Genomic DNA, 26,341 nt, shown 5'->3' on the forward strand with positions numbered 1-26,341 from the left:
AAAGTATTTTTAAGATTTATCTCTAACCCATAGCGCCTTGAGGCTGTATCCGCTCCAAGCAGACACCCCTCCGACCAGCCCGCCTATCAGGGCAGTAAAGAACAACAGCCAGTAGGGAGATTGTAATGAGAGCGGGAAGAGTTGGATGATTTTGCCGGCCAATAGTCCCTCATTGCGATAATTGAGAAACCAAGCCATTCCAAACCAAACTAGCCCTACGGCAAAAAAACCGGAGAGGAAAGAGCCCCAGCTTTTGCGCCCTAGCAAGACGGCGGCTATGAAAGCATCGATGATGACCAACCACCAGTGGTGTAATAAAAATTGGGTGATAAACACCAACAAGGCAATGACGATAAAAAGCATATAGACACAAAGGAGATGAGGTTAGCGAAATAAGACGTGTTAAAGTTACACAAAATTCTAAAGTATCATCATTAGGCCCTGACTTTTTGAGTAGAAGTCGGGTTGCTACTTAGCTTGGCTCACTATCCAGCCACTGCACACGCAACGCAGTACCCTCTCCAAGGTATTGCCATTCTTGGAGGTCAAAGCCCAAACACATAAGCCCCGCAGGCGGAAAAGCCCAGCCTTGTTGGCCACTTAGATAAGAGGCCAAATAGCCAATACCGGGGTTGTGGGCTATCAATAAAATTTGTTGTTGGGTGTCGCTGAAGCCTTGGATGGTTTGTAGCAAAGTAGCCAAGGAGGCCGCATATAACTCTGGCAAAAAGCGTATTTGTGTTTCTGGAATGCCTAATGTTTGGGCTACAGCCAAGGCCGTTTGGCGGGTACGTTGCGCCGCACTGGCATATATTACCTCTGGGATTAGTTGTTGTTGTACTAGGGTTTTACCGGCAGCCAAGGCCTGTTGTTGGCCGCGCTGGGTCAGCAGGCGCTCCGTATCATGGGTATAGCGGTCGGTGGCAGCCTCGGCGTGGCGCATCAAGAGTAAGTTTTTATGGTTCATAGGGTTCGTGCTTCATCTTGTAGGTCGAAGATACATATTTTGGGGTAATTAGCCAAACGATATCCACGCTGCCCAAACAGGATAAGAAATGAGGGTTTTGTAATATGTACTGCATTTTTGGAAAACAACTTTGGCTGCTAATCGTAAAACAGCTAGGTTATAACGCTTGCACAACAAGGGCGTAACCCCCGAAAATTAGGCGCTATATTTGCTTAAAAGTATGAGATATGTGTGCTTGATGGGTAAATATGAAAACATTACCCAAACAAGTAACCAGATTTTGACATTCTTGAATAAGCCGGTATCTTGCAAGCATCAACCCTGAGCCTCAAAATTATTGATTTATGCAAAAACTAACCCCGTATTGTTTGTACAAATATTTTGTTTTGGCCTTCTTTAGCCTTTTTTTGCTTGGGCTTGGCCAACCTTTGCAAGCACAGTACAAAAAGAAAACCGAAGAAGAGAAAAAAAATACAAGCCCCGAAGAAACCAAGCCCCAACCTAGCCGCCTAAACCAAGACCCTGAGCCTAGCTCTTGGCGCGACCGTATTGTGTTGGGTGGTAACGTCGGGCTACAGTTTGGCAGCCAAACCATGATTCACCTAGCGCCCTCTGTCGGGTATCGAGTTATGGACAAACTGATTCTGGGTGTCGGAGCTACATACTCTTATTACAGATTCAGATACAGTATTGGCGGGCTTGATGTAGAAGAGCAGTTTAACCTCTATGGAGGAAGGGCATACCAACAATATTTTATTTCGGAGCAAATCTTCCTCTACGCAGAACAAGAAGTGCTCAACGCAGTGTTTTATGACCCAGTGTTCAACAAAACAACCAACCAAACACTATTTAGCCCCTTTGTGGGCGGGGGAGTTGCCCAACCCCTTGGCAATCGCGGCTTTGTGATGCTGATGGGCTTGTACAATCTCAACTATGACCCCGCTACTTCTATCTATGCCAGCCCTATAGTTGTGCGGGTAGGTTTTGGTTTTTAAAAAGCTTTAGATTAACTTTAGCCAAAAGCAACAAGCGTGCTTACTAAACCTTGTTTCTCATTATAAAATTTGTATTTTTGTGTTGTAATGTTTTATCATCTCTATAACACGCAACATACTTACCTTTCCATACACCCCCAGTTACAAAATTGCCATTGACATGAAAGACGGTAAAATCGAATTAGTGATGCTTGTGGATGATAACGATACCGATAACTTTATCAGTAAGCGCATCATCGAAATCACCAACTTTGCCCCGCGCGTAGAAGTGAAAAACTCCGGCAAGAGCGCCCTCGAATATCTCGAACAAGAGCAAAACAACCCAGACAACTTGCCTGATGTGATTTTTTTGGACATCAACATGCCTATTGTCGATGGATTCGTGTTTTTGTTTGAGTTTGACTCTTTCCCCCAAACAGTCAAAGACAAATGCAAGATTGTCATCTTGTCTAGCTCCAACAACAAAAGAGATATTGCCCGTATCATTGATAATGACTACGTGATCAAGTTCATCACCAAGCCATTGACCGAAAAGGCGCTTGAAGAAGTAAATGCCTTGTTGAGTAATAGCTAATCAGCTCCTCCAACAAGCGTTTCTCAGCTATACGCAGGCAGGGATTCTAACCACTGAACTTCCTACGAAGCACTGAACTTTCAATTTAGCACTTTCCTGTCCTACGAAGCACAAAACCCCTGCTTGCGTGTAGGTGCTGTTATGCGGTCGGCTTTCATTTTCTCTTCTTTCTCGTTTATTTATCAAGCAAAGTTACTAAATTTGCAGTCGTATAATTTAAAAGAATATCTCTATGTTTTGTCTTTGCAGACTATGGACTTCTATCTAAGTGATAGGCAGTCCTGAATAAATTCCAATCAATCTTTTAGGTCAAGACAATCAGTCTATGCATTGTGTTTGCTGTCATTTTTTTGATGGCATTACTTTGTCATAGTTGCTCTGTCGGGTAATACTGTCTATTCACTTCTCCACGATTTGAATTCAAGTATTCACCTGTAAGAAGTAATTAATGACAAAAAAGAAATTGCCCGTTCGTTTCACGGGTCAGCACTTTACTATTGATAAAGTGCTCATAGAAGATGCGATAAAACAAGCAAACATAAATAGTCAAGATACGGTTTTAGATATTGGGGCAGGCAAGGGTTTTATTACTGTCCATTTATTAAAAATTGCCAACAATGTTGTAGCTATTGAAAACGACACAGCTTTGGTTGAACATTTACGAAAGTTATTTTCTGATGGCCAAAATGTTCAAGTTGTCGGTTGTGATTTTAGGAATTTTGCAGTTCCGAAATTTCCTTTCAAAGTGGTATCAAATATTCCTTATGCTATTACTTCCGATATTTTCAAAATTCTGATGTTTGAGAGTCTTGAAAATTTTCTTAGAGGGTCCATTGTCCTTCAGTTAGAACCTGCTCAAAAGTTGTTTTCGGATAAGCTCTATAATCCATTTACCGTTTTGTATCATACTTTCTTTGATTTAAAACTTCTTTATGAGATAAGTCCTAAAAGTTTTTTGCCACCGCCAACTGTCAAGTCAGCTCTGTTAAACGTTAAAAGAAAACAGTCGGCTATTGATTTTAAACTTAAAGCCAAGTACTTAGCGTTTATTTCCTGTCTTTTACAGAAGCCTGATTTATCTGTCAGAACTGCTTTAAAGTCGATTTTCAGAAAAAGTCAGGTCAGGACAATTTCGGAAAAGTTCGGTATAAACCTTAATGCTCAAATTGTCTGTTTATCGCCAAGTCAATGGAAAAACTGTTTTTTGGAAATGCTGAAAGTTGTCCCCGAAAGATTTCATCCGTCATAATTCAAAAGTCCGTTTGTCAAGATGATTTTTCGGTTTGGTCTCGGCTTTTAAGCTGCCGCATAACATAACAAAAGACGAAATAGCGTGTGGCCTCTTAAATGTTAAGCAGTGCCACACGCTATTATGTTGTGTACTCTTAGTGGGGTTGCCGGATTTGAGCCGGTGGCGGTTTTCTACCCAATAGGAGATAGCCTACCCCAATAAAGCAGTGTGATAAATAAGCGAAATCTAGTTTTTCGGCTGATTTTCAAGAAGTTGGAAAAACTCATCTAGCTTGGGCAAGATAATGATTTCTGTGCGACGGTTTTTGCTGCGGCCATCAGCAGTAGCGTTAGAGGCCTTGGGCAGATATTCTGAACGCCCACCAGCAGTCATTCGTTGGGGAGCTACGCGGTGTTTGGTTTGGAGATGGCGCACAACCGCAATGGCACGCTTGGCGCTCAAATCCCAATTGTCTTCAAAACACTGGCGCGAAATAGGCACATTGTCTGTATGGCCTTCTACCAAGATGTCAAAATCTTTATGGTCATTGACCACTCGCGCAATCTTAGACAAGACATTCTCTGAGGCCGCGCTCAGCTCTGCGCTACCCGAGCGGAAGAGCAGCTTGTCAGAAATAGAAATATAGACCACGCCTTTTTTTACTTCTACCACGATGTCTTCGTCGTTGATATTGTCGAGTGAGCGTTTGATACTCATTACCAACGCCAAGTTGAGCGAGTCCTTACGCTGCATCGATTGGTTGAGGTCTTTGATATATTGGCTTTGTTGGTTGAGAGTTTCTAGGCTTCGCTGGATGCTCTCAGCGCCGGCCTTGCTCACCACCGAAAGGTCCGAAAGGCGCTCTAATAAGTTGGTGTTGGTGTTTTTGAGGAAATCTACTTGGTTGCTGAGGTTGGCGATTTGTCCTTCTTGGTTGCGAACCGTCTGCTGCGCCCCTTGTAGTTCGAGTCTAACATTATTACACTCTACTTGAGTTTGTTCTAGCTGGGCGGCCAAGGTCTTGGCGCGAGTATCTGCTTCCAGAAACTTCTTCTTAGCAACACAAGAGCTGCCCAAAATCATACAAAGGAGGAGCAAAGTTATTTTTTTCATGGGGCTTCGATAATTAGGGTGAATGCCACAAAAATACGCTTTTTTGGTATCCTACAAGTGAATGTAACAAAAAGCTTTTCCCAGAAAAATTACCTAATCCTGCTAGTGTCTTGCAACCTTTGGGTTGGGGAACTTGTCTCTAGCTTGGCAGTAGGTTTTTTTGTCGGCTTCAATGCTACTTTGATAGGCTTTTATTTGTTGGCAAGCGTATTTAAGCTTTTTTTAAATGTGTACTCTATGTGCACTTGTGTGGATTTTTGTACATTTATGCGCCTTTTGTCCAAGGTTGTTGTCCCAAGCTCTGACGCTTGATATTTTGCCCAAAACCATCAACTCGCGCTGTTTCCTAACTGATTTTAGAATATAAACTATACATTCCCTATCAAACCCGTTTTTTAGTATGAATAATTTTATTGAAATTCCTAAATGCGTTTTGTTTGCAATGGTGCTGTTTGCTAGCTTTATGGGCAGCAGGGCATATGCACAAGGCGGCCCTTGGACTCTAGACCAGTGTGTGGACTATGCTTATGAAAATAACCTCAGCATCCGCCAAAGCCTTCTAGAAGTACGCAATAGCCAAAACACCTACACACAGTCGCAGTGGGAACGAGGGCCTGCACTGGATGCCAACATCAGTCAAGGTTGGAGCTTTGGCCGTACGGTTGACCCATTCTCCAACCAATTCGTCTCGCAATCTTTTAATTTCAACAATAGTTCTTTGGTGCTTTCGTGGACTATCTTTGCTGGAGGGCAAATCCGCCACAATATCCAACAAAATAACTACAGCCTCACTGCTAGCCAGCTCAATGTAGAGCAAGTCAAGTATGATGTAGCCCTCAATGTAGCTACAGCATACCTAAATGTACTGCTCAACCAAGAGTTGCTCAATGTGGCTATCAAACAACGTGAAGCCACTCAAGAACAGCTTGACCGCACCCAGAAGCTCTTCAATGCAGGCTCTGTGGCCATCAACCAAGTGGTGGACTTGCAAGCCCAGCTTGCCAATGATGAGCTCAACATTGTCAATGCCGAAAACCAAGTGCTGCTCTCAAAGCTCAACCTGATGCAGGTGATGAACCTTCCGGCTGCCGATGACTTTGATCTAGCCATTACTACCCTACCAGATATAGGCCGCGCAGAGATTTATCCGCAAGCACCCGCAGAAATTTATGTCAGTGCGGAGCAAACTTGGGCGGGCATCAAGCGTACCGAAATGAGTATTCGAAGCAGTGAGGCTTCGGTAGAAGCAGCCCAAGGCCGCCGCTACCCTACCTTGTCCTTTAGTGCGAACCTCTCCTCGGGATATTCTAGCGCACGAACACTCTTCGACCAATCCATCAGCAGTCAAACACAAATCATTGGGGTGGTTGATGGGACAGGCCAGACTGTTTCTACTACTGTACCTGTGGTAGACCGGGTCCCCCGCGATTATCCCTTCTTACAACAATACGGGGATAACTTTGGCCAAGGGTTTTCTTTCAACTTACGCATCCCGATTTTCAACCGCCGTCAAATCTCGACAGGCATACAAAATAGCAAGCTCCAAGTAGAGCGTAACCGACTCGAAGCGCAAAATGTACGGGTACAGCTTCGCCAAAATATAGAGCAGTCTTATAATGATGCACGCGCTGCCACGATTTCGTACAATGCCCAACGCCAACAGCTCGAAGCATTACAGTTAGCCTTTGAAACCACAGAGCGCCGATTCAACGCTGGGGCGGCGAGTGCGGTTGATTTTAACATTGCCAAAATCAACCGTGACCGTGCCGAAGCGGACCTTGTTCGTGCTAAATACAACCATATTTTCCGCCAAAAAGTACTGGACTACTACCAAAACAAACCCATTACCTTAGACTAGCCTACACGGCCTGTAAAGGTATCAACCGCTACGTTTGAACCAATACCCATACCAACTCTGTCTTCAGCCGTCAGAGTTGGTTTTTTGCATCTTGGGGAAGTCTGCTACCTGCTCATTTGGGAGCCATCTGTAGCGCAACACACAAAGTATGGCCAATAAAAAAAACCGCTCTCGAAGTAGAAAGCGGCTTTCTAACGGTATTGATTCCCTTGCGAGAGGAATGTGGGTTGTGGTTGATAGATATAGCTGTTTGATGAGGATTGGGTAGAACAAACAGTATACAACGCTCATGTTGTAGTACAAAGATATCCCAACCCTCACAATCCTGAAATAGAGTAATTACCTATGTGTCTGAGTAATATTACTCAGATTGGTTTGTAACTAATTTGTAATCAGGGTTTTAGTTTTTTGGAAAACAACAAAATATCCTGTAAAGGCATTAAACATTCTCGAAATTTGGCTTCACCTCTTGGTTTGGCAGCGTGTCGTGATGTGGCTGTTGTTTTCGGCGCTTGCCAAGCAGCCAAAAAAAGCGTGTGTTTAGTAAGATGGCTGAGAGGGTGAGCGCCACCGAAAGCCCAATCCACATACCCACCGCGCCCCAGTCTATCCAGAAAGCCAAGGCATAGCCCAAGGGCAGGCCAATTCCCCAATAGGCAAAGAGCGTAATGAGGGTCGGGATGGTTACGTCTGAGATGCCGCGTAAAATACCTAGCCCTACAGCCTGAATACCGTCAGAAAGTTGGAACAAGGCCGCTAAAATAAGTAACTGGGACACCAACCTTAATACCTGCTCGTTTTCAACGCCATATAACAAGGCCAGATGCTGATTGCCCAGCAGAAAGCCTATTCCACAGAGCGCCATAAATCCGCCTCCCAACAACAAGGCACTGATGCCGGCACGGCGTGCCTGATGCCAGTCTTGGTAGCCGGCAGCCTGCCCAACTTGGATAGCGCCCGCTGCCGACACCCCAATGATAATCATATAGGTAGCCGAAGCCAAGTTGATAGCAACTTGATGGGCAGCTAACGGCAACGTACCTAGCCAGCCAATCATAATGGCTGCACCTGAAAATGCACCGGCCTCAAAAAAATACTGCATCCCTGTAGGCAGACCCAAGAACCAAATACGCTTAAACCAGTAGCCGCCGGCTTGCTGCCATTGGATTTGGGGCAGATACTGCCGAATACGAGAAGAACGTGCTATAAATGCCCACATCAGTACTGCTGTAGCCAAACGCGAAATGATGGTGGCGATGCCCGCCCCTACAAGCCCCAAAGCAGGAAAACCTAGGTTGCCGAAAATCAATAACCAGTTGAATACCACATTCAACACCACCGATACATACACAATATAAGTAGCCGGTTTGGCTATCGACAAACCTTCGCTAAAGCTCTTGCCTCCCAAAAACACACACATAGGTACTGCCGATATGCCCAAGGCCATCAAGTAGGGCACAGCCAAGCGGCTAACTTCGGCGGTTTGTTGGAACCACGTAAAATTCCAAGCCAAGACAGCCAATATCACAGCGATCGCTACCCCCATCAACAACGAAATCCAGAGCGTATTGGTGAGTAGGTCATGTAAATCTCCACCGCTTTTTTTGCTCTGCGCAGCGGCAGTAAGAGGGGCAATGACATTGGTCAGGCCTATCCCCAAAATCGTGATAAGCATATATACCGAGTTGGCAATGCCGGCGGCAGCTAGGTATTCTTCCCCCAATTGACCTACCATGGCATTGTCTGTAACGGCAATGATGATAATACCTAGCTGTGAAATCACAATAGGATAGCTCAAAATGAGCATTTTGCGAAAAGTATCTTGATAGCGTTGCCACCACGCACGGCCTGCGGCCACTCCTAACCCTGTCATAAAAAAGCACTTTTTGTGTTGATAGCTGACCTCCCAAGAGAATCAGCCGGCAAAATTACGGATTTTATAGCGGCTTTCTTGGCTAGTTTGTTTCCTTTTCGTGAATTATGCGTAACTTCACTCCAATAAACCCACGCAATAATTTTGTGAGGATTTCCACAACGACACATTCCAAGGCAAGCTCAAGATAGATTTTCACTTTCTCTGCAAGCCCTAAGCCAACGCGAAAATATACCAAGGGGTGCTTGATTTGAAGACTCACTCAATCTTGACTTTCTTGGCGCTCAAGTATTTTTTAGCGCATAATTTCCCAAACCAATTGTGATTGGGTGACCATCAGACAAAAGCTAAAAATGGCTGGGCTAGGTTGGAGCCGAGGGTAATGTTGATGTTGAGGGACGCTAATGTTGGTTTTGGAAGCCGACCTCACTAGGTGTGTTTTCGGCTCTTGCCTCGAAGTAACCCAACACCGATACCCCCTCACAAGTCAGAAGCTGCTAGTTTGCTGATTATGGGTAGGCTACAGCCTAACTGTTGTTATCCCCTGATTTTATTGACAGACCAATTGTATATCCACTTCAAAATACTACCCACTTATGTCTACTTACGGAGCAGAAGTAAAACGTGTAACCACCCACACACTTCAAGAAATGAAGCATCGTGGCGAGAAAATCGCGATGCTTACCGCCTATGATTTTTCTCTGGCTAAACTTGTTGATGGCGGCGGCATTGATGTAATCTTGGTAGGCGATTCGGCCTCCAATGTGATGGCAGGACACGAAACCACCCTGCCCATTACGCTCGATCAGATGATTTACCATGCCTCTTCGGTTATTCGCGCTGTCAAGCGCGCCTTAGTGGTAGTGGATTTACCTTTTGGCTCTTACCAAGGCAACTCCTCAGAGGCGCTGCGATCGGCCATTCGTATTATGAAAGAATCGGGAGCACACGCGGTCAAACTCGAAGGCGGAGCCGAAATTCAAGAGTCCGTCAGCCGCATTCTCTCCGCAGGAATCCCCGTGATGGGGCACTTAGGCCTCACCCCTCAGTCCATCTATAAGTTTGGCACCTACACCGTCAGGGCCAAAGAAGAAGCCGAAGCCCAAAAACTAAAAGACGATGCCCTGCTTTTGCAAGAGATTGGGTGCTTTGGGCTGGTACTCGAAAAAATCCCTTCTGCCCTAGCGCAAGAAGTCAGCCAACAACTCCATATTCCTACTATCGGTATAGGCGCAGGAGGGCATACTGACGGACAAGTACTCGTATTACAAGATATGCTCGGTATCAACAAAGATTTTCACCCTCGCTTCTTACGTCGTTATGCAGACCTTCATGACATCATCAAAGGGGCTGTATCACAATATGTGCAAGATGTACGAGACCGTGATTTTCCCAATGAGAAAGAACAGTATTGATGTAACATAACCTTCAGGCTGCCGCTTTATTGGCCAAATAAATAGGCTAACGCCTTTTTTACAATCAACTAAACTATTGGATAACGCCATCGCCAGTGTGTTTATACCAATATTCACAACATCTGATGCTCAAGGATTTTAAACTTGAATATAAAGAAACACACCACTGGACATTTTTGGAAAAGGAGCTCGGAGCGCCAGCTCCGAGACAAGTTTGAGGTCTCATTTTGGGGTAAAATGAGGTCTAGCCCACAATTTTAACTGTGGGATTTGAAAAATGTCCAGAGGCGTGTAAAAGAAATTAATCTCTGGCGTGTTTTATGACACCCACTAATATGCATTCTGAACAAATATGCCAACCATCAAAAGTACTTATCTAGGGCAGCTGCGCACGCAAGCCACCCACTTACAATCGGGCAATACCTTGCTGACAGATGCCCCTACTGACAACAACGGTCGGGGAGAGGCTTTTTCGCCTACCGACTTAGTCGCTGCTGCCCTGGGCAGCTGTATGATGACCATCGTGGGAATTGTGGCTGAGCGTGAGGGAATTTCCCTAGAGGGGGTTACTTGGGAAACAACCAAGAAAATGGCCTCCCAGCCCCGCCGTATTGAAGCCATCGAAATACGCATTACCTTCCCACAAGGTCATCAACTTAGCCAAGTCCAGCAAGCCAAGCTTCGTAATGCTGCCCAAACTTGCCCGGTAGCCCTGAGCCTACACCCTGACTTGCGCCAAGAGTTGACCATCGTCTTCGAATAGTCAAGTATTATGTCTTGGCTTTAGAGCTTGTCTAAAATTCTGTTCATCAACACCAAAACATTGCTTTTTGACTGCTACTTCGTTAAAGATGCTCGCCGTAGCCCTCCCACCATTAAAATCGTGGGCTAAACAAGCGCCTGCGCTTTTTGCCTAATATCAGCACAAAAAACAGCTGTTTTGAGCGCCGCGCTGAAAATTTAGACAAACTCTTGGGGAGTGGGTAAGTTGTTTATTGAATAGTCCCCTACCAGATTTAAGGATACACAAACATTTTTGACCAATGAACGAATACTTTTTGGTACAAAAAGAAGTCGAGACTAGTACAAAATCTCTTTTTTGCGAAAAAAGCTCCCTCTGAAAACCTTCAAAGCCAGAAATTTGTTATATTTTTGCGATGGCTTAAAACCATTCTAAATAAAGTCCTAAGGAATTAACCCCCCTCACTATATGTCAAAGGAAACCGACGTTTTAGAGAAGCACATCAGTTCGGACTATAAATATGGCTTTGAAACCAATATAGAGACAGATGTAGCCCCAAAAGGGCTCAATGAAGATACAATCCGTTTTATTTCTGCAAAAAAAAACGAACCCGAATGGATGCTCCAGTGGCGGCTAGATGCATACCAGACTTGGCTGTCAATGACAGAACCAAACTGGCAAAATGTACAGTATCCACCAGTAGACTACCAAGGCATTAGCTATTATGCTGCGCCCAAGCAGAAAAAGCAACTCAATGACCTCAACGAAGTAGACCCAGAGTTGTTGGCTACTTTTGAAAAGTTGGGAATCTCGCTTGATGAGCAAAAACGCCTGACAGGTGTTGCTGTAGATGCCGTGATTGACAGTGTGTCTATTACCACTACTTTCAAGTCAAAGTTGGCTGAGATGGGTATCATCTTCTGCTCTATGAGCGAAGCCATCCAAGAACACCCCGAATTGATACGCAAGTACCTCGGAAAGGTAGTACCGGTAAATGATAACTATTTTGCTGCCCTCAACTCAGCAGTATTCAGTGATGGGTCTTTCTGCTACATCCCCAAAGGAGTACGCTGCCCAATGGAGCTTTCGACTTATTTCCGTATCAACACCGCCGGAACAGGTCAGTTTGAGCGTACCCTCATCGTGGCTGACGAAAGCAGCTATGTGAGTTATCTCGAAGGATGTACAGCACCCATGCGTGATGAAAATCAGCTACACGCAGCTGTAGTAGAGCTGATCGCCCTCGACAATGCCGAAATCAAATACTCTACTGTACAAAACTGGTATCCCGGCGACAAAGAAGGCAAAGGAGGGATTTATAACTTCGTAACCAAACGCGGTATCTGCGAAGGAGCACACTCCAAAATCTCTTGGACACAAGTAGAAACCGGTTCCGCCGTTACTTGGAAATACCCCAGCTGTATCCTCAAAGGTGATTACTCTATTGGGGAGTTTTATTCGGTGGCGGTTACCAACAATTACCAGCAGGCTGATACCGGAACAAAGATGATTCACATCGGCAAAAACACCAAGAGCCGTATCGTCTCCAAGGGTATCTCGGCAGGCCACAGCCAAAACTCCTACCGAGGCCAAGTAAAGGTGTTTAAGAGAGCAGAAGGTGCACGCAATTTTTCTCAGTGTGATTCGCTTTTGATGGGTGATTTGTGTGGCGCACACACCTTCCCCTATATCGATATAGACAACTCCAGCGCCGTAGTAGAACACGAAGCTACTACCTCCAAAATTGGAGAAGATCAACTGTTTTATTGTACCCAGCGCGGTATTGACCCCGAAACCGCTGTGGCGCTTATCGTCAATGGTTATGCCAAGGAAGTACTGAACCAGTTGCCGATGGAGTTTGCCGTAGAAGCGCAAAAACTACTGGCCATCAGCCTCGAAGGCAGTGTCGGATAAGCTCTAGGCACCGTTCATTGTTCCCGCTTTAGTTACTTGAGCTTGGCATTTCGTAGTGCCAAGCTTTTTTGGTGTAACCAGCCCGTAGTGAGGAAAGTGTGCGGCTCTCGGGCTTTTTTATTATTTTTGCAAAGCCTTAATTACCAAAGGGTTTGGCGCATCAACTGGGTTGGCAACAAACCCTTTACTGTCGTTATCAATTCATCAGAAAAACCGCTCACAAAGAGCCAATGATATGTTCCCAATATATGATGTAATCGTAGTAGGTGCCGGACACGCCGGCTGTGAAGCCGCCGCCGCCGCCGCTCAGATGGGCTCCAAAGTAATGCTCATCACGATGGATATGAACAAAATCGCGCAAATGTCGTGCAACCCTGCCATGGGTGGGGTAGCCAAAGGGCAGATAGTGCGCGAGGTAGATGCCCTAGGCGGGATGAGTGGCATCATTTCAGACAAAACCATGATTCAGTTCCGAATGCTCAACCGCTCCAAAGGCGCTGCCATGTGGAGCCCCCGTTGCCAAAGCGACCGCATGCGCTTTGCCGAAGAGTGGCGCTTGGCGCTAGAGCAAATGCCCAACGTAGATTTCTGGCAAGAAATGGTTACGGGCATTGTCGTCAAAGATGGGCGCGCCTGTGGCGTGCGTACCGCTATCGGAGTAGAAATCAATGCCAAGGCCGTTATTCTGACCAATGGCACGTTTATGAACGGCATCATCCATATTGGCGAAAAACAGTTTGGTGGAGGGCGTATGGGCGAAAAAGCTTCCAAAGGCATCACTGAGCAACTTGTTTCTTTGGGCTTTGAGGCCGGACGGATGAAGACTGGTACACCGCCACGCATCGATGGGCGCTCGCTCAATTACGAAGCTATGGAAGAACAACCCGGCGACGAAAACCCCAGCAAGTTCTCTTTTATGGATACCCCGGCGCTGACCAAACAGCGCAGCTGCCATATTACCTATACCAACCCTGCCGTACACGATATTCTGCAAACAGGCTTCGAGCAGTCCCCTATGTTTACGGGGCGCATTCAAGGCCTTGGGCCGCGCTATTGCCCTTCGATAGAAGACAAGATCAACCGCTTTGCAGAACGGGACCGCCACCAGATTTTTGTAGAGCCAGAAGGATGGAGCACCGTCGAGGTGTATGTGAATGGTTTTTCGACCTCCTTGCCTGAAGATGTGCAATACAAAGCCCTACGATGCATCCCCGGTTTTGAAAATGCCAAGATGTTCCGCCCCGGCTATGCCATCGAGTATGACTATTTCCCACCCACACAGCTCAAACTCACCCTCGAAACCCAGCTGATAGAAAACCTCTATTTTGCAGGGCAAATCAATGGCACTACAGGCTATGAGGAGGCCGCCTGCCAAGGGCTGATGGCCGGCATCAATGCCCACCGCAAAATCCACGAAGAAGAGCCGCTCGTGCTCAAGCGCTCAGAGGCTTACATAGGCGTACTCATCGACGACCTCGTAAACAAAGGTACTGATGAGCCCTACCGTATGTTTACCTCCCGCGCCGAGTACCGCATCTTGCTGCGACAAGACAATGCCGACTTGCGCTTGACCGAACTGGCCTATGCGCTGGGCGTAGCCACAGAAGAACGTGTAACCCGTGTACGGGAGAAAAAGCAGCAAATCGCCGCCCTACAGCAAGCTTTTGAAACCCTCAAAATTCGTACAGAAGAGGCTAACCCTATGCTGGAAGCCATCGGCTCCTCTCCCATACGTGAAACGACTACCTGTCTGCACCTACTCCGACGACCCAACATCGACTTGGCCTATATGGCACAATATTTTGTCCCCTTGCGCCAACTACTGGAGCAGTATGACGGCGAAGTGGTCGATCAGGTAGAGGTGATGACCAAGTACGATAGCTATATCGAAAAAGAGCAAAAAATGGCCGAGCGGATGGCCGAGCTCGAAGACTTGCGCATCCCACAAGATTTTGACTATGCGCTGTTGCAGGCCATTTCTATCGAAAGCCGCGAAAAACTGCGTAAAATACGTCCCGAAACCATTGGCCAGGCCGCCCGCATTAGTGGTGTGCGCCCATCGGATATTTCAATTTTGATGGTATATTTGGGGCGATAAGGTTTCTGAATAGGCCAAACTGCGTGGATTCGCCCTAGCGTGTGCACCTCATTCAGGGCGCTGCCAGTTTGGCCTAGGTTTTTATTGCATCAATCATACTCCCCAAGCCTGTGTGTGGAATAACCGGTATTTTTGCCTTCAATGAGCTAGGCCGCCTGTTCAGTATCAACCTAGCTGCCGCCCTTCAGACCCTCGACAAGCGTGGGCCTGATTTTTCCAGACAATACCTCGACGGGCGCGTATGCCTTGGCCATAGCCGCCTATCTGTGATAGACCCCAGCCCCGAGGCGCACCAACCGATGAGTACGGACGACGGACGCTACACCTTAGTGTTTAATGGGGAAATTTATAACTATCGCCAACTGCGCCAAGAGTTACAAAGTGGCGGCCTTGTTTTCCAAACACAATCCGATACCGAGGTAGTACTACAGGCGCTTATCCGATGGCGCGAAGAGGCGCTGCCCAAGCTGGAGGGAATGTTTGCCTTCTGTTTTTATGACCAAGCCCGCCAAGAACTACTGCTAGCACGCGACCCACTGGGAGTCAAGCCGTTACTCTATTATGTAGATGAGGACAAATTCCTGTTTGGCTCAGAGATGAAAGCCTTGTTGCGCTTTGGCGCAGAGCGTGAGCTCGATTACCTCAGCCTCAAACAATATTTTCATCTACACTATGTGCCTGCTCCTTATACAATGATAGAAGGAGTGCGCAAACTACAACCCGGGCACTGGCTGCGCGTGCGCAAACAAGAACTGAAGACAGAGGCATATTATCGAATACCCAAAAACTACCTCATCGCAGCCGATACAATCAGGAATTATGACCAAGCTCAGGCGCGCTTGCGAACAACCTTAGAAGCCTCGGTACAAGAACAACTCGTGGCCGATGTGCCCTTGGGGACTTTTCTGAGCGGAGGCATTGACTCTTCCATCATTACGGCCTTGGCTGCCCGCCACAAGCCCGACCTCGAAGCTTTTTCGATTGGCTACACAGATGCCGCTTTTTTCGATGAGACACCCTATGCGCAGGCTGTGGCCAAAAAACTGGGCATCCAACACCATATCGTCAAGCTCAGTACCCAAGACCTCTACAACCACCTCGAAGAGGTATTGGCCTATCTTGATGAGCCTTTTGCAGACTCTTCGGCCTTGGCTGTCTACCTGCTCAGCAAACATACCCGCAAACATCTCACTGTAGCGCTTTCGGGCGATGGGGGCGATGAACTTTTTGGAGGCTACCGCAAACATTTGGCCGAGGCTAGGATGCGGAGTGGAGGCTGGAAAGCCCAGCTGGTGATTAAGGGAGAGCCACTTTGGGCAGCCCTACCACAGTCGCGCAGCGGCAAATGGGGGAATCTTTTCCGCCAATTGCATCGTTTTGCCACAGGAGCAAAACTCACTCCCCGTGAGCGCTACTGGCAGTGGGCCGGGTTCGCTTCTGAGTTGGCGCTAGGCCGTTTGTTTAAAAGCGAAGTATTTGAAAAATGGGCTGTAGACGATGAAAATAAGCGCAAAAACCGCTACCTACAAGGCATCCGCTCCGACGACCTCAACGACTTGCTCTTTACAGATACACAGCTGGTATTGCCCAATGATATGCTCACCAAGGTAGACCTGATGTCTATGGCCAACAGCCTTGAGGTACGGGTGCCGTTTTTGAGTACCAAGATGGTAGATTTGGCCTTTGCCCTGCCTGCCGAAATGAAAATCAAGGACAATGTAGGCAAACGCATTCTGAAAGATGCTTTTCGGGAGCTGTTGCCTCAAGAGTTGTACCGACGACCCAAGCAAGGGTTTGAGGTTCCGCTCCAACAGTGGTTTAGGCAGTCGCTACGCGACAAAATACAGCAGCACTGGCTATCTGCCGAGCGAATTGAAGCCCAAGGTATTTTTGAGTATGATGAGATTGCCAAACTCCAAAGACAGGTATTTTCCAATAATCCACAAGACAGTGTGGCGAGGGTATGGGCCCTGATTGTTTTTCAGGAATGGTGGGAGCGCTATTTTGAGAAAAAATAGCCCAACGTATATCAAAGCGTATTTTTCAGCTATCCGGTGGCAGTGCAGACACCGCCACCGGAGCGAGCCATCCATTTTCCAAACTAACAGTGTCTTGTTTGTCTAGAATCTAGCTCCCACAGCTATTTTTTCTTTAATCAGTTGGCGTACACCATCTGCGTCAAAGACCTCTACAAAGACCACATAATAGCCCATACGAACCTTCTGACCTTGGTTGTCGGTGCCATCCCATACATAAAACCCTTCTACACCAAGCAAGTCGCTGGAGGCGATATCGCGGACTAGCAGGCCGTTGGAGTCATAAATTTGGATACGCCCTAGGCGGCCATTGCGTTCAACCCGGTAGCTGATAGTGGCAAAGTCATTGTGGCCGTCGCCGTCGGGAGTAATGGCGCGGGGCTCTATGGTTACGGTTCCGGCGGCTACAAGGCTGCGTCCTTCCACCGATTGAGAGTTGAGGTATCCCGGGGTGGCAAAGTTTTCGCGAGTAGCAGCAGACTGCCAGCTGCGCCCTTCGTTGCTGGGGGCGCTAAAGCTAATACGCTCCAACGACACCCCACGGCGGTTGTCTACCAAGGGGTTGTGCATCCGTTCGTCGTAGTCAAAGCGCTCCCAAACACGGTTGCGGGGATTGAGCAGGATAAACGACCCTCTGCTTTGGGCATAGCTGGGTAGGTTTAGCTCAAAAAACGTTTCTTCCTTACCACGCGGGTATTGTGCCTTGACACTGCTGGGGTCATCGGACAATACGAGGTAAGATCTAGGGCCTATCACCAACAGGTCTGTAGTGATTTGGCGTTGGTTAGCCACTACGCCGCTGCTGTTGACATTGGCCAGCTGCCAGCCTCTCAAGCTGATGTATTTCTCGGAGCGGTTGTATAGTTCTACAAATTTGGAGCTTCCCGTGCGTGCGTTGAACAAGATTTCATTCAAGATAATGTCTGAAGAATCGGCAGGTTCTGGGATGCCAAATGTACCACTGTTTTGGTCGGCAATGACATTGCCACTACAATCGCGCACATTGCGTACTGTCAGCGTATAGCTGGTACGGGCTTGGAGCGCAGGGCTGACCCGCAGTACCACACTCCCTGCATCGGGAAAGCGGACAGAGATCAAGCTAAGGCTAGCGCCGTTGTTGAGGGTATATTGTCCGTTGACTAAGCTGAGGCTATCCATTTTTTCATTGAAGTAGACCTGTACCGTGTCAGCACTACGGGCAAACACATTGCGTACAGTGGGTGGTGTTAGGTCGGGCTTAGAGGCACGCACGCTATTGGGGCGGTTGGGTGTGCCACCGCTAGCGTTTTCGGACGGTAGCCAGTTGGGTTGTTCTACACAGGGGTAGTCTGTATCGATCATCTCTAAAGTCCAACCACCATTGCGTTTTTCGCTTGCGCCATACCAGCCTTGGCGATAGGAGACGGTATGGAGGAGTTGGTTATTGGCGTTTTTGAGCACCAAAGTACGCCCGCCAATGGTTAACGAAAAGTTAGACACCCCTACCACCTTGCCAAAACGCTGTAGCGCGGTTACGGAGCTACTGGCACAAATAAGGGCATACTCGCCCGGCAGCAGGCTCAAGCCCTGAATCACGCCATCATTGGCGCTGCCTCCGGTATTGAGGCGGCATCCTTCAAGTGAGAGGAGCTTGTCGCTACGGTTATAGATTTCGATAAAATTCAAGGCCGGTAAGCCCACCACTGGGTTAGGGTTAGACATAATTTCGGTCATCACAACCTCCTGATATTGAGGAGAAAAGCCAAGGCCAAAGTCTTGTGTGGTAGCGGGCAGGTCGTTGCCCGGGCAGTCTTTCAGACTGCTCAACGCCAGGGAATAGACTTGGCCTTGTACGAGTGGCGTTGCCAAAATCAGGCGAACCGATTCGAAGGCTGTAGGAATAGCCGTGGCTGATTGGATGTTGATAGTTGGGTTGATGCTATAATTGCCAACAGCGTTGAGCGTTGCTGCATCCATCCGTTTGTCAAAGCGGATGATGATTTCTGTCGCTGATACCACAATCACACTGCGTACTCTGGGTGCGCTGAGGTCTGGTGCTGTACTGAAGACAGCATTTTGCGCCAGCGGCGTTCCTCCCGAGGGGCTGGTAGATGATGTCCAGTTATTGGCTCCGCTGCAAGGAGTTTCAGGATTGATTCGTTCCAAAGCCCAGCCTCCGTTTTGTTTTTCGCTGCTGGTATGCCATTCTTCGCTGTAGGTTACGCGGTCGATGTCTTCGCCGGCTTGGTTTTGCAATACTAGTTCCTTGCCCGAGTTGGTCAGAATAGTAGTAGAAGTTCCGCCCCAACCCACGACATTGCCCGAAAACAAGGCCCTGTTGCCATTGGCTGTCAGCAACAAATAGCCGTTGGGTGGGATGCTGACATTGTTGCCAAAATTACCGGTGCTGGTGCTTGCGCCTTCCAAGCGCCAGCGACTGAGGTCGAGCGAGCGTGGGGTACGGTTATACAGCTCTACATATTCGGCATTGGGTTGCCCGACTACAGGCGAGGGAGCCGCCATAATTTCATTGATAATTACGTCGCCGGCAACGGGTGTGTAAGGGGCAAAATAGGTGAAATTGGCCGTTGCATTGGTGAGTGTGTTGCCCACCGCATCGGCGATGTTCTGCACAGTGAGGGTGTAGCTGCGCAAGTCTTCGTATTCATTCCCCCAAGTCAGCACGACAGAGTCGCGTCGTGTGGTATTTTGTACCGCAGTGCTAGGGTTGCCCACCCCTTCGAGGCTGTAGTTGGCGGTATTTTGAGCGCTGGCCTGCGCTACCGGCTCCGAAAAGATAACAGCCAATTGATTGGTGCCAATGACACGCACGCGCAGCAGGCTAGGCGCAGTGTTATCAAGGCTAAAGTCGAGGTTTTGGGCTACCGTCATCGTATTGGGCGCAGGGTTGGTGCTGCGGTCTACGATGTTTTGTACAGTCAGGGTATTTTGAGTGCTGGCACTGAAATCTTGGCCAAAAGTCAGGCTGACCTCCGCAGGGTTATCGCCCGACTGTACGGCGCTCGTAGGGTTGCCTAAGCCGTTGTTGACACTATAGTTGGCCACATTCTGGGCGCTGGCCTGCGCTACCGGCTCCGAAAAGCGGACAAGCAACCCTCTAGCGGCATTCTGGGTAACCGACAACACCGTAGGTGGCACACGGTCAAGCAAGACCACATTGTCAAAGTAAAATCTATTGGCATTGGTGATGGTATAAATGGCCAAAAAACCAAAAAAGCCAGTTGGCACATACGTTGCATCGGTGGCTGTGCCGGTATTGCTGCTGAAATTGAAGCCTCCGGAAGGATCTGCGCTTATAGCCCAAATACCTGTTTGTGAGCGTGCTACGCGGATGGTGATATTAGGATTGACCGCTACCTGCCCCAGCGGCCCACGAATCAGCAGGGTGCTGTTGCTGCCATCTTGTCTGTAGAGCTCTATGGGGTCGTTAGCACCGTTTTCCCCAATACGGATATAGTAGCCCCGTAGGTCAGGTGAACTAAGGTTGGCAGTATTGCTGACCAAGTAAATACGGGCTTGGTTCGTGTTACTAGGCTCAAAGGTGAGGCGTACTTTAAAAATCCACTCATCTGCCTGATCAAGCGGGAGGGTCAGGTAAGACTGTCCCGCTACACTGGCGTTGAGGCGCAACTCGCCATTTTCTACCGTAAAGTCTGCCGTCGTGCCGCTCCAAGTAGGGTTGTTGGTAAAGTCCCCATCCGAAAAGTTATCTGTAAATGTATAGTGCCTAAAAGACAGCGAGGCCAAACCCATCGCGTTGCCGGCAATGTCTTGTACGTTTTGAACCTGAAGGGTATAATCCTCTCCACTCAAAAGGCTATTGGCTAGTGTCAGTACTACCCTCGCCGGATTGCCCCCATCCTGTGCAGCTGCCGTAACGGTATTGCCTGCAAGGCCATAGTTGGCAGTGTTTTGGGCGCTGGTTGTCTGTATGGCCTCCGAAAACAAGACTGCTACCTGTGTAGCTGATACCGAACTTACCGACACCAAACTCGGCGGATCTGTATCAGGAAAGGCTATGCTGCCTTGGAGGTTGAGGGCAGAAAGCCTGCCTGCACCAGTGGTCCCAGATGCGCCATAACCATAAATGCGAAATTCTACATTCGTACTGGCCGCTATATTGGCAAAAGCGATTGGTAAAGTAATGCTATGAATACTGCCTGTACCAGAGCTAACAATCTCGTCCCCGATATTATTAGCAAACCCATCCAAGCTCGACCTAACGACCCACCGACTCGGCCCTGTGCCGGTATATGTCAGGGTAAAGTTTAGGGTGTTTAGCGTCATCACAAAACCGGAGTTAGCCTGTATGCTAAAACTAAAATATTTAGTTAAGTCTATGGTAGCGCCACTCCCCCATTGATTTGCTGCAAACTGATTTGAGGAGCTTGCTGAGCCTAGGTTGGCACTCCTTACAATCGGTGTGGCTGTACCGTTAGCAGGTTGGCCCGGTGGCACATCTACTTGTGGGGCTTCTCCTGCAAGTCCGCTAAAATTGTAGGTCAAAACAGCTTGAGCTTGCAGCTTTGGGGCAAGCCAAGTACAGCATAAGGCGATCCATAGCCCAATAATTTTACTATATCGCGGTGTGTCGAATGATTTCATCAGCATTTCCAACCGTTAATCCAAAGAAACTTTTGTGTGATTTTTTCAAAGATACATCCTTGCTTGCAAAAGCACGAAATAAGCCTCAAAAACAAATTGTTAACAATTGCCTATGAGCACTTTGGGCAGGGCGCTGGCTTTTATCCTTTGGCAGGCTTTTGTAGTTTTGTGCAGATATGATTTACCTAAAAATAGATTCTATGTTATTTCAGCGTCTTAGCCGCGTTTTTTCGTTTACGCTTATTTCCTTTAGCTTTATCCTAGGGGTGTTCCCAATGCAATCTATTGAAGCACAGATTCTTAATATAGAGAAAAGCTTGATACGAGAGGATGAGGAGAACCATTTTTTCACAGATTTTTCCTTTGCAGTCCGTGCCAACAACCGCAGTGCGGGAGCCAACGACCCGGTGCAGCTTTTTAGTGTCAATGGCAATGCCGACCTAGCCTACTACACCCCCAAACACAGCTTTATGTTGCTCAATTTTATGGATTATCTCGGCATCAACGACAATACTTTTTTGAGCTTTGGCTATAGCCACTTCAGAGTAAACCTGCTCCGCAATCAGTTTTTTTCCTACGAGGTGTTTTCCCAAGGGCAATATGATTTCCAGCGTGGCTTAGACCAGCGTTTTTTGGGCGGTGGTGGTATTCGGCTGCGCCTTATCGAATCCGAAAAACTGAGCATTACTGCCGGTATAGGGGCTATGTGGGAGCACGAGCGTTGGCAGGAGCCTTATGAAGAGGCGCTGGTACGCGAAATCAATATGCCCAAAACTTCTAACTACTTGCGTATTCGTTGGCAGCTCAACGAGCAAATCAGCTTCAATACAATTGGGTATTACCAATATGGTCTCGACCCTGTTTTTCAGCGGCAGCGCCACCGTATCAGCAATGATACCAACCTCAATATCAAACTTAGCCAGCGGCTTTCGTTTCGCTGTGCCTTAAACTTTGCCTACGAAAGCGATCCCATTGTGCCTATCACGCCCCTGATATACAGTCTGTCTAATGGGATACGGTTTAATTTTTATAAATAGTGTTGATACCAAGATTTGAAGACTTACAAACCTATATTTCCCTGATTATCAAGGATTTTTGGTGTGTATTTTTTCCAAACCAAATTTGATGGGGCATAAAAAAACTCCTCAGTGATAGGTTTGTCAACTTATCGCTAGGGAGGTTTTTTTAGGCTGAATTAAAAAAGAAACTATCCAAAGTCAGTCAAGTGATATCCTCTTTGGAAATGGGCAAGTTATTGATTGAATAGTCCTTTATGACTTTAGCATCAAAACGACAGAAGAGCCAATCTTTTTTAGCCTTACTCTGGGCGGGATTTGCGCATCAAAATTGCGGGCACTACACTCAACAAGACACACAAGAAGCCTTTCTTGAACAGGTCGTCTCTGATAAGCTGTGTGGGGCTGAGCTTGGCCAAATCTTTTAATACAGCCTCGTAGCGCGCTTGCCCTCCGAGCGTTTCGGTGGCCTTGGCCGGGTCTGCGCTGATGGTCTCTACCAATGCTTGTCGGTATTGTACCAAGGGAGCAATGTCTACATAACTCAAAAAATACCAGAGTGCGCCTTCTGAAATCAGAAGCATCCACAGACAGATAGTGCTGCCAAGAATCAGGCCTTGTACAAAACTCATATATCCGCCATTGCGCTGAAAGCGAAAAGCATAAAGACTGCCAATGACGGCAGCAAAATAAAAGAAGAAATCATAGGTGCGCCTTGCCGGATCTAAGGGGTTGGGGGCGCTATAATAGAGCCATCCCAGCCAGCCCAAGAGCAAAAAAGCGCCGGCAAGGCCGGTCAAGGTGCCAAATCGGAATACAGCTTGGTATTGTTTCATACAAAAATTTGGGCCATTTGGTTGTTGAATACAGCCGCCACACGCCCTTGGAGTGTTTGGCCAAGGAAGGGGCTGTTTTGGGATAGGGAGCGCAGCGTTGCCGGGCCGACTGTCCACGAAGCTTGAGGGTTGAACAAAGTCAGGTTTGCCGGCTGTTCTACGGCGATTAGGGGTTGGGGCAAGCCCAAAATTTGACGAGGCGCTACACTGACCTTAGCGATGAGCTGCTCGATAGACAATTGGGTATTGTGTGTGAAGAGCGCCGAAAAAGCCGTTTCTAAGCCAATAGCGCCAAAATCTGCCAGATCAAACTCTAGTTTTTTGCTTTCTTCATCTTGTGGTTGATGGGCCGAGACTACGGCATCAATGGTGCCATCGGCTAGGCCTTCCCAAAGCGCGGCGATATCGTCAGGAGTACGGAAAGGAGGGTTTACCTTAAAATTGGTGTCAAAATCTGATAGTGCACTATCATCAAATACTACTTGGTGTGCGGCAATATCGCAGGTAAGCTGTAACCCTTGGGCCTTGGCTTGGCGTACCAAATCGACGGCCTTACGTGTAGAGAGCAGGGAAAGATGTAAACGCCCACCGGCATATTCCAAAAAGTTAAGGTCGCGCTGTACCATCAGCTCTTCGGCCAAGGCCGGAATCCCCTTCAGGCCGAGCAAGGTGCTGTGCATCCCCTCGTTCATTGTCCCAAAGCGGGTAAGCATGGTATCTTCTGGACGATTGATAAGCAACCCGCCAAACGGCTGTAGATATTGTAAAGTTTTGACCAACACATCTGAGTGCCACAGAGGCTCAGTGCCATCACTGAAAGCAACGGCTCCGGCGTGATGAAGGTCTATCATTTCGTTGAGCTCCGTCCCCTTGGCATCTTTAGTAACCGCAGCCACCGGATGTAAGGTTACCAATTGCCGCCCTTGTGTTTGGACAATGCGTGCAAGGTCATTTTTATGTTGGGTTACCGGCTCGGTATTGGGCATCAAAAGCACCTCCGTAAAGCCTCCGGCCATCGCTGCATCACTAAGAGATGCGAGGGTTTCTTTGTGTTCTAGCCCTGGCTCTCCAGCCTGAGCACGCATATCGAACCACCCGGCAGAGAGATACATCCCTGCTGCCTCGATGATAGTGGCCTCGGGTGGAGGCGTAGCCTCATCGCCGATACGTTTGATGATGCCGTTTACAATCCAAACATTTTGTGTTTGCAACTGCCAACCGGTAGCTGTTGGCTGAAGCACGGTTGCCTGCCGAATGAAATAATTCATAAGTATGCGTTTGTTGGGAACGCCTCAAAAAGCACTTTGAGGCCGGGTATTGCAATCTTGTGCTAAATTAGGGATTGGGCGGTGTAGTTGCAACAAGCTGCCGATTTTTAACAGCAATGTGTAGGCTGGCCTATGGCAACCCAATACGGCCAGATAGCCTTTTGACCGAAGTACCGAGGTGAAAATATCCTCAAAACATAACTTTTTCGCTGCTTTATTTGTATATTGAATTCAAGTTGATGACGAATACTTTAGACAGTGAGGTTATGATGCGTCCAAGAGTTTATTTTGCCAGTTTGGTGGCCGCAGCTTTTTTGGGAGGGATAATTGCCTTGGGCCTAAGTGCCTTGTTTTCTCCCCGCTCATATAGCAACGAGCCTATCAGTGCGCGCCAAGCACGCGCCTACCAACCCTATACTACCGCCACACAAGCCGAAATGGCAGTGCCCGATGGAATTAACTTTGTCAATACTGCCGAACAAGTGCGAGAGGCCGTAGTGTATATAAAAGTCCGCTACCGCAAAGTAGAAACAGCCCGCAACAACGAAGACGAGCTAGACAATATCTTCCGCAAATACCACGGTGGGCACACCCCAATGGCTTCTTCGGGCTCCGGTGTGATTATCACGGACAATGGCTACATCGCCACCAACCATCACGTGGTAGACAAGGCCGTAGACATTCAGGTAATCCTAAACGACAAACGGAGCTACCGAGCCAAACTCATCGGCCAAGACCCTTCTACCGACTTGGCGCTGCTCAAAATAGAAGAAACCGACCTGCCCTTTGTGCCCTTTGGTAATTCCGACCATACCAAGGTGGGTGAGTGGGTGCTGGCCGTAGGCAACCCTCTAGAACTAAACGCCACCGTAACGGCAGGCATTATCAGTGCCAAAGGACGAAATATCAACCTCCTACGTGATGTACGTGATGGGGGCAATTATGCCATTGAGTCCTTTCTCCAAACCGACGCAGTGGTCAACCCCGGCAATAGCGGCGGCGCATTGGTCAACTTGCGTGGGGAGTTGATTGGTATCAATACCGCGATTGCCTCACAAACAGGCTACTATGCAGGCTACTCTTTTGCTGTGCCGGTCAATATTGTCCGCAAGATTATGGAAGACTTGCAAGAGTTTGGTACTACCCGACGGGCGCTGCTGGGGGTACAAATCAGAGATGTAGATGCCGTACTGGCCGCCGACCAAGGGCTGGCCGAGGTCTCGGGAGTGTTTGTGGCAGGGCTGAGTGCCGGTGGTGCTGCCGAACAAGGGGGGCTACGCATCGGGGATGTCATCCAACAAATTGATCAACACCCCACCCAAACCAGCTCTGAGCTTCAAGCGGTCATTGCCACACACCGCCCCGGGGATAAGATATCGGTGAGCCTTCTCCGAAAAGGCCAACAAATCACCCTCCAACTAACACTACAGGGGGATGATAGCCGCGCTCAAACGATTGCGAAAAATACCGATAAATCAGGAAAAACAGGGGGTGTCGCCACCCAAGACCGCCAAGTATTGGGCGCGCTACTCAGCCCATTGCCCTCAAGCCTCAAGCAGAAGCTCAAGCTCAAAACCGGCGTACAAGTCGTGGCTATTGAAGAAGGCAAACTCCAAAAAGCAGGCCTGAGACAAGGCTTTGTCATTACTCACATCAACGAAACACGCGTAGCACTTCCCGAAGAAGTAGAAAATGCCCTCAAGCCCCAAAAACGTGTAACGACTATTGAGGGGGTGTATCCTAATGGCGACAAAGCGCATTATGCCGTCGGTTGGTAGATGCTTCCGACACATCTCCCAA

The 26,341-nt window shown here is 48.0% G+C and carries 18 protein-coding genes; 11 read left to right on the plus strand and 7 right to left on the minus strand.

Going from position 1 to position 26,341, the window contains the following annotated elements; all coding sequences use genetic code 11:
- Positions 1 to 9: 9 nt before the first annotated feature.
- Together G499_RS0103790 and G499_RS0103795 are read right to left on the minus strand one after the other, a co-directional pair.
- Positions 10 to 363, minus strand: coding sequence for a cell division FtsX domain-containing protein (locus G499_RS0103790; RefSeq protein ID WP_051295884.1), 354 nt, complete (start codon positions 361 to 363; stop codon positions 10 to 12).
- Positions 364 to 472: 109 nt separating this feature from the next.
- Positions 473 to 967: a SixA phosphatase family protein gene (locus G499_RS0103795; protein WP_026998843.1), complete on the minus strand. Its 495-nt coding sequence runs from the start codon at positions 965 to 967 to the stop codon at positions 473 to 475.
- Positions 968 to 1,311: 344 nt separating this feature from the next.
- On the opposite strand from G499_RS0103795, the gene G499_RS18620 reads away from it, so the two are divergent.
- From G499_RS18620 to erm, 3 genes are all read left to right on the plus strand, one after another.
- Positions 1,312 to 1,962 (plus strand): hypothetical protein, encoded by a 651-nt coding sequence (locus tag G499_RS18620; RefSeq protein WP_051295885.1) that lies wholly within the window; start codon positions 1,312 to 1,314, stop codon positions 1,960 to 1,962.
- Between the two features lie 160 nt (positions 1,963 to 2,122).
- Complete coding sequence (locus tag G499_RS0103805) at positions 2,123 to 2,536, plus strand: response regulator (RefSeq protein WP_245576643.1); 414 nt, start codon at positions 2,123 to 2,125, stop codon at positions 2,534 to 2,536.
- A gap of 448 nt (positions 2,537 to 2,984) precedes the next feature.
- Positions 2,985 to 3,785 (plus strand): 23S ribosomal RNA methyltransferase Erm, encoded by an 801-nt coding sequence (gene erm, locus G499_RS0103810; RefSeq protein ID WP_026998845.1) that lies wholly within the window; start codon positions 2,985 to 2,987, stop codon positions 3,783 to 3,785.
- A gap of 228 nt (positions 3,786 to 4,013) precedes the next feature.
- On the opposite strand, the gene G499_RS0103815 is transcribed toward erm, so the two are convergent.
- A complete protein-coding gene (locus G499_RS0103815) occupies positions 4,014 to 4,880 on the minus strand; it encodes an OmpA family protein (protein WP_026998846.1) in 867 nt (288 codons plus the stop codon).
- A 400-nt stretch (positions 4,881 to 5,280) separates the two neighbouring features.
- Between G499_RS0103815 and G499_RS18625 the strand changes: the two genes are divergently transcribed.
- On the plus strand, positions 5,281 to 6,738 hold the full coding sequence (locus G499_RS18625) for a TolC family protein (RefSeq protein ID WP_051295886.1): 1,458 nt from the start codon (positions 5,281 to 5,283) through the stop codon (positions 6,736 to 6,738).
- Positions 6,739 to 7,177: 439 nt separating this feature from the next.
- On the opposite strand, the gene G499_RS18630 is transcribed toward G499_RS18625, so the two are convergent.
- The gene (locus G499_RS18630) at positions 7,178 to 8,611 is read right to left on the minus strand and encodes an MATE family efflux transporter (protein WP_051295887.1); all 1,434 of its coding nucleotides are present in this window, start codon (positions 8,609 to 8,611) and stop codon (positions 7,178 to 7,180) included.
- A 596-nt stretch (positions 8,612 to 9,207) separates the two neighbouring features.
- Between G499_RS18630 and panB the strand changes: the two genes are divergently transcribed.
- The 5 genes from panB (at position 9,208) to asnB (ending at position 16,798) form a co-directional block, all read left to right on the plus strand.
- Positions 9,208 to 10,026, plus strand: coding sequence for a 3-methyl-2-oxobutanoate hydroxymethyltransferase (gene panB, locus G499_RS0103840; protein ID WP_026998849.1), 819 nt, complete (start codon positions 9,208 to 9,210; stop codon positions 10,024 to 10,026).
- Positions 10,027 to 10,378: 352 nt separating this feature from the next.
- A complete protein-coding gene (locus G499_RS0103845) occupies positions 10,379 to 10,789 on the plus strand; it encodes an OsmC family protein (RefSeq protein ID WP_026998850.1) in 411 nt (136 codons plus the stop codon).
- A gap of 447 nt (positions 10,790 to 11,236) precedes the next feature.
- Positions 11,237 to 12,682: a Fe-S cluster assembly protein SufB gene (gene sufB, locus G499_RS0103850; protein ID WP_026998851.1), complete on the plus strand. Its 1,446-nt coding sequence runs from the start codon at positions 11,237 to 11,239 to the stop codon at positions 12,680 to 12,682.
- Positions 12,683 to 12,917: 235 nt separating this feature from the next.
- Positions 12,918 to 14,780 (plus strand): tRNA uridine-5-carboxymethylaminomethyl(34) synthesis enzyme MnmG, encoded by a 1,863-nt coding sequence (mnmG, locus tag G499_RS0103855; protein ID WP_026998852.1) that lies wholly within the window; start codon positions 12,918 to 12,920, stop codon positions 14,778 to 14,780.
- A 110-nt stretch (positions 14,781 to 14,890) separates the two neighbouring features.
- Positions 14,891 to 16,798: an asparagine synthase (glutamine-hydrolyzing) gene (gene asnB / locus G499_RS0103860; RefSeq protein WP_026998853.1), complete on the plus strand. Its 1,908-nt coding sequence runs from the start codon at positions 14,891 to 14,893 to the stop codon at positions 16,796 to 16,798.
- A 102-nt stretch (positions 16,799 to 16,900) separates the two neighbouring features.
- Here the strand turns inward: asnB and G499_RS0103865 are convergent, their stop codons facing one another.
- Positions 16,901 to 21,322, minus strand: coding sequence for a lamin tail domain-containing protein (locus G499_RS0103865; RefSeq protein WP_161627689.1), 4,422 nt, complete (start codon positions 21,320 to 21,322; stop codon positions 16,901 to 16,903).
- Positions 21,323 to 21,621: 299 nt separating this feature from the next.
- Between G499_RS0103865 and G499_RS0103875 the strand changes: the two genes are divergently transcribed.
- Positions 21,622 to 22,458: a DUF481 domain-containing protein gene (locus G499_RS0103875; protein WP_051295888.1), complete on the plus strand. Its 837-nt coding sequence runs from the start codon at positions 21,622 to 21,624 to the stop codon at positions 22,456 to 22,458.
- Between the two features lie 281 nt (positions 22,459 to 22,739).
- Here the strand turns inward: G499_RS0103875 and G499_RS0103880 are convergent, their stop codons facing one another.
- Together G499_RS0103880 and G499_RS0103885 are read right to left on the minus strand one after the other, a co-directional pair.
- Complete coding sequence (locus G499_RS0103880) at positions 22,740 to 23,273, minus strand: DUF4199 domain-containing protein (protein WP_026998856.1); 534 nt, start codon at positions 23,271 to 23,273, stop codon at positions 22,740 to 22,742.
- On the minus strand, positions 23,270 to 24,541 hold the full coding sequence (locus tag G499_RS0103885) for a dihydroorotase (RefSeq protein WP_026998857.1): 1,272 nt from the start codon (positions 24,539 to 24,541) through the stop codon (positions 23,270 to 23,272). The genes G499_RS0103880 and G499_RS0103885 overlap by 4 nt, the downstream gene beginning before the upstream one ends.
- 266 nt (positions 24,542 to 24,807) lie before the next feature.
- Between G499_RS0103885 and G499_RS0103890 the strand changes: the two genes are divergently transcribed.
- Entirely contained in the window at positions 24,808 to 26,319 is a 1,512-nt protein-coding gene (locus tag G499_RS0103890) for a S1C family serine protease (RefSeq protein ID WP_245576645.1), read from the plus strand.
- Positions 26,320 to 26,341: the final 22 nt, after the last annotated feature.

The sequence above is a fragment of the Eisenibacter elegans DSM 3317 genome, from assembly GCF_000430505.1.
Taxonomy (GTDB): domain Bacteria; phylum Bacteroidota; class Bacteroidia; order Cytophagales; family Microscillaceae; genus Eisenibacter; species Eisenibacter elegans.

Coding starts and splice junctions, on each gene's coding strand:
- G499_RS0103845 (WP_026998850.1), top strand. CDS start 10,379: ATGCCAACCATCAAAAGTACTTATCTAGGGCAGCTGCGCACGCAAGCC.
- G499_RS0103880 (WP_026998856.1), bottom strand. CDS start 23,273: ATGAAACAATACCAAGCTGTATTCCGATTTGGCACCTTGACCGGCCTT.
- G499_RS0103885 (WP_026998857.1), bottom strand. CDS start 24,541: ATGAATTATTTCATTCGGCAGGCAACCGTGCTTCAGCCAACAGCTACC.
- G499_RS0103795 (WP_026998843.1), bottom strand. CDS start 967: ATGAACCATAAAAACTTACTCTTGATGCGCCACGCCGAGGCTGCCACC.
- G499_RS0103890 (WP_245576645.1), top strand. CDS start 24,808: ATGATGCGTCCAAGAGTTTATTTTGCCAGTTTGGTGGCCGCAGCTTTT.
- sufB (WP_026998851.1), top strand. CDS start 11,237: ATGTCAAAGGAAACCGACGTTTTAGAGAAGCACATCAGTTCGGACTAT.
- G499_RS18625 (WP_051295886.1), top strand. CDS start 5,281: ATGAATAATTTTATTGAAATTCCTAAATGCGTTTTGTTTGCAATGGTG.
- G499_RS0103815 (WP_026998846.1), bottom strand. CDS start 4,880: ATGAAAAAAATAACTTTGCTCCTCCTTTGTATGATTTTGGGCAGCTCT.
- mnmG (WP_026998852.1), top strand. CDS start 12,918: ATGTTCCCAATATATGATGTAATCGTAGTAGGTGCCGGACACGCCGGC.
- G499_RS0103875 (WP_051295888.1), top strand. CDS start 21,622: ATGTTATTTCAGCGTCTTAGCCGCGTTTTTTCGTTTACGCTTATTTCC.
- G499_RS18630 (WP_051295887.1), bottom strand. CDS start 8,611: ATGACAGGGTTAGGAGTGGCCGCAGGCCGTGCGTGGTGGCAACGCTAT.
- panB (WP_026998849.1), top strand. CDS start 9,208: ATGTCTACTTACGGAGCAGAAGTAAAACGTGTAACCACCCACACACTT.
- erm (WP_026998845.1), top strand. CDS start 2,985: ATGACAAAAAAGAAATTGCCCGTTCGTTTCACGGGTCAGCACTTTACT.
- G499_RS0103790 (WP_051295884.1), bottom strand. CDS start 363: ATGCTTTTTATCGTCATTGCCTTGTTGGTGTTTATCACCCAATTTTTA.
- G499_RS0103805 (WP_245576643.1), top strand. CDS start 2,123: ATGAAAGACGGTAAAATCGAATTAGTGATGCTTGTGGATGATAACGAT.
- G499_RS18620 (WP_051295885.1), top strand. CDS start 1,312: ATGCAAAAACTAACCCCGTATTGTTTGTACAAATATTTTGTTTTGGCC.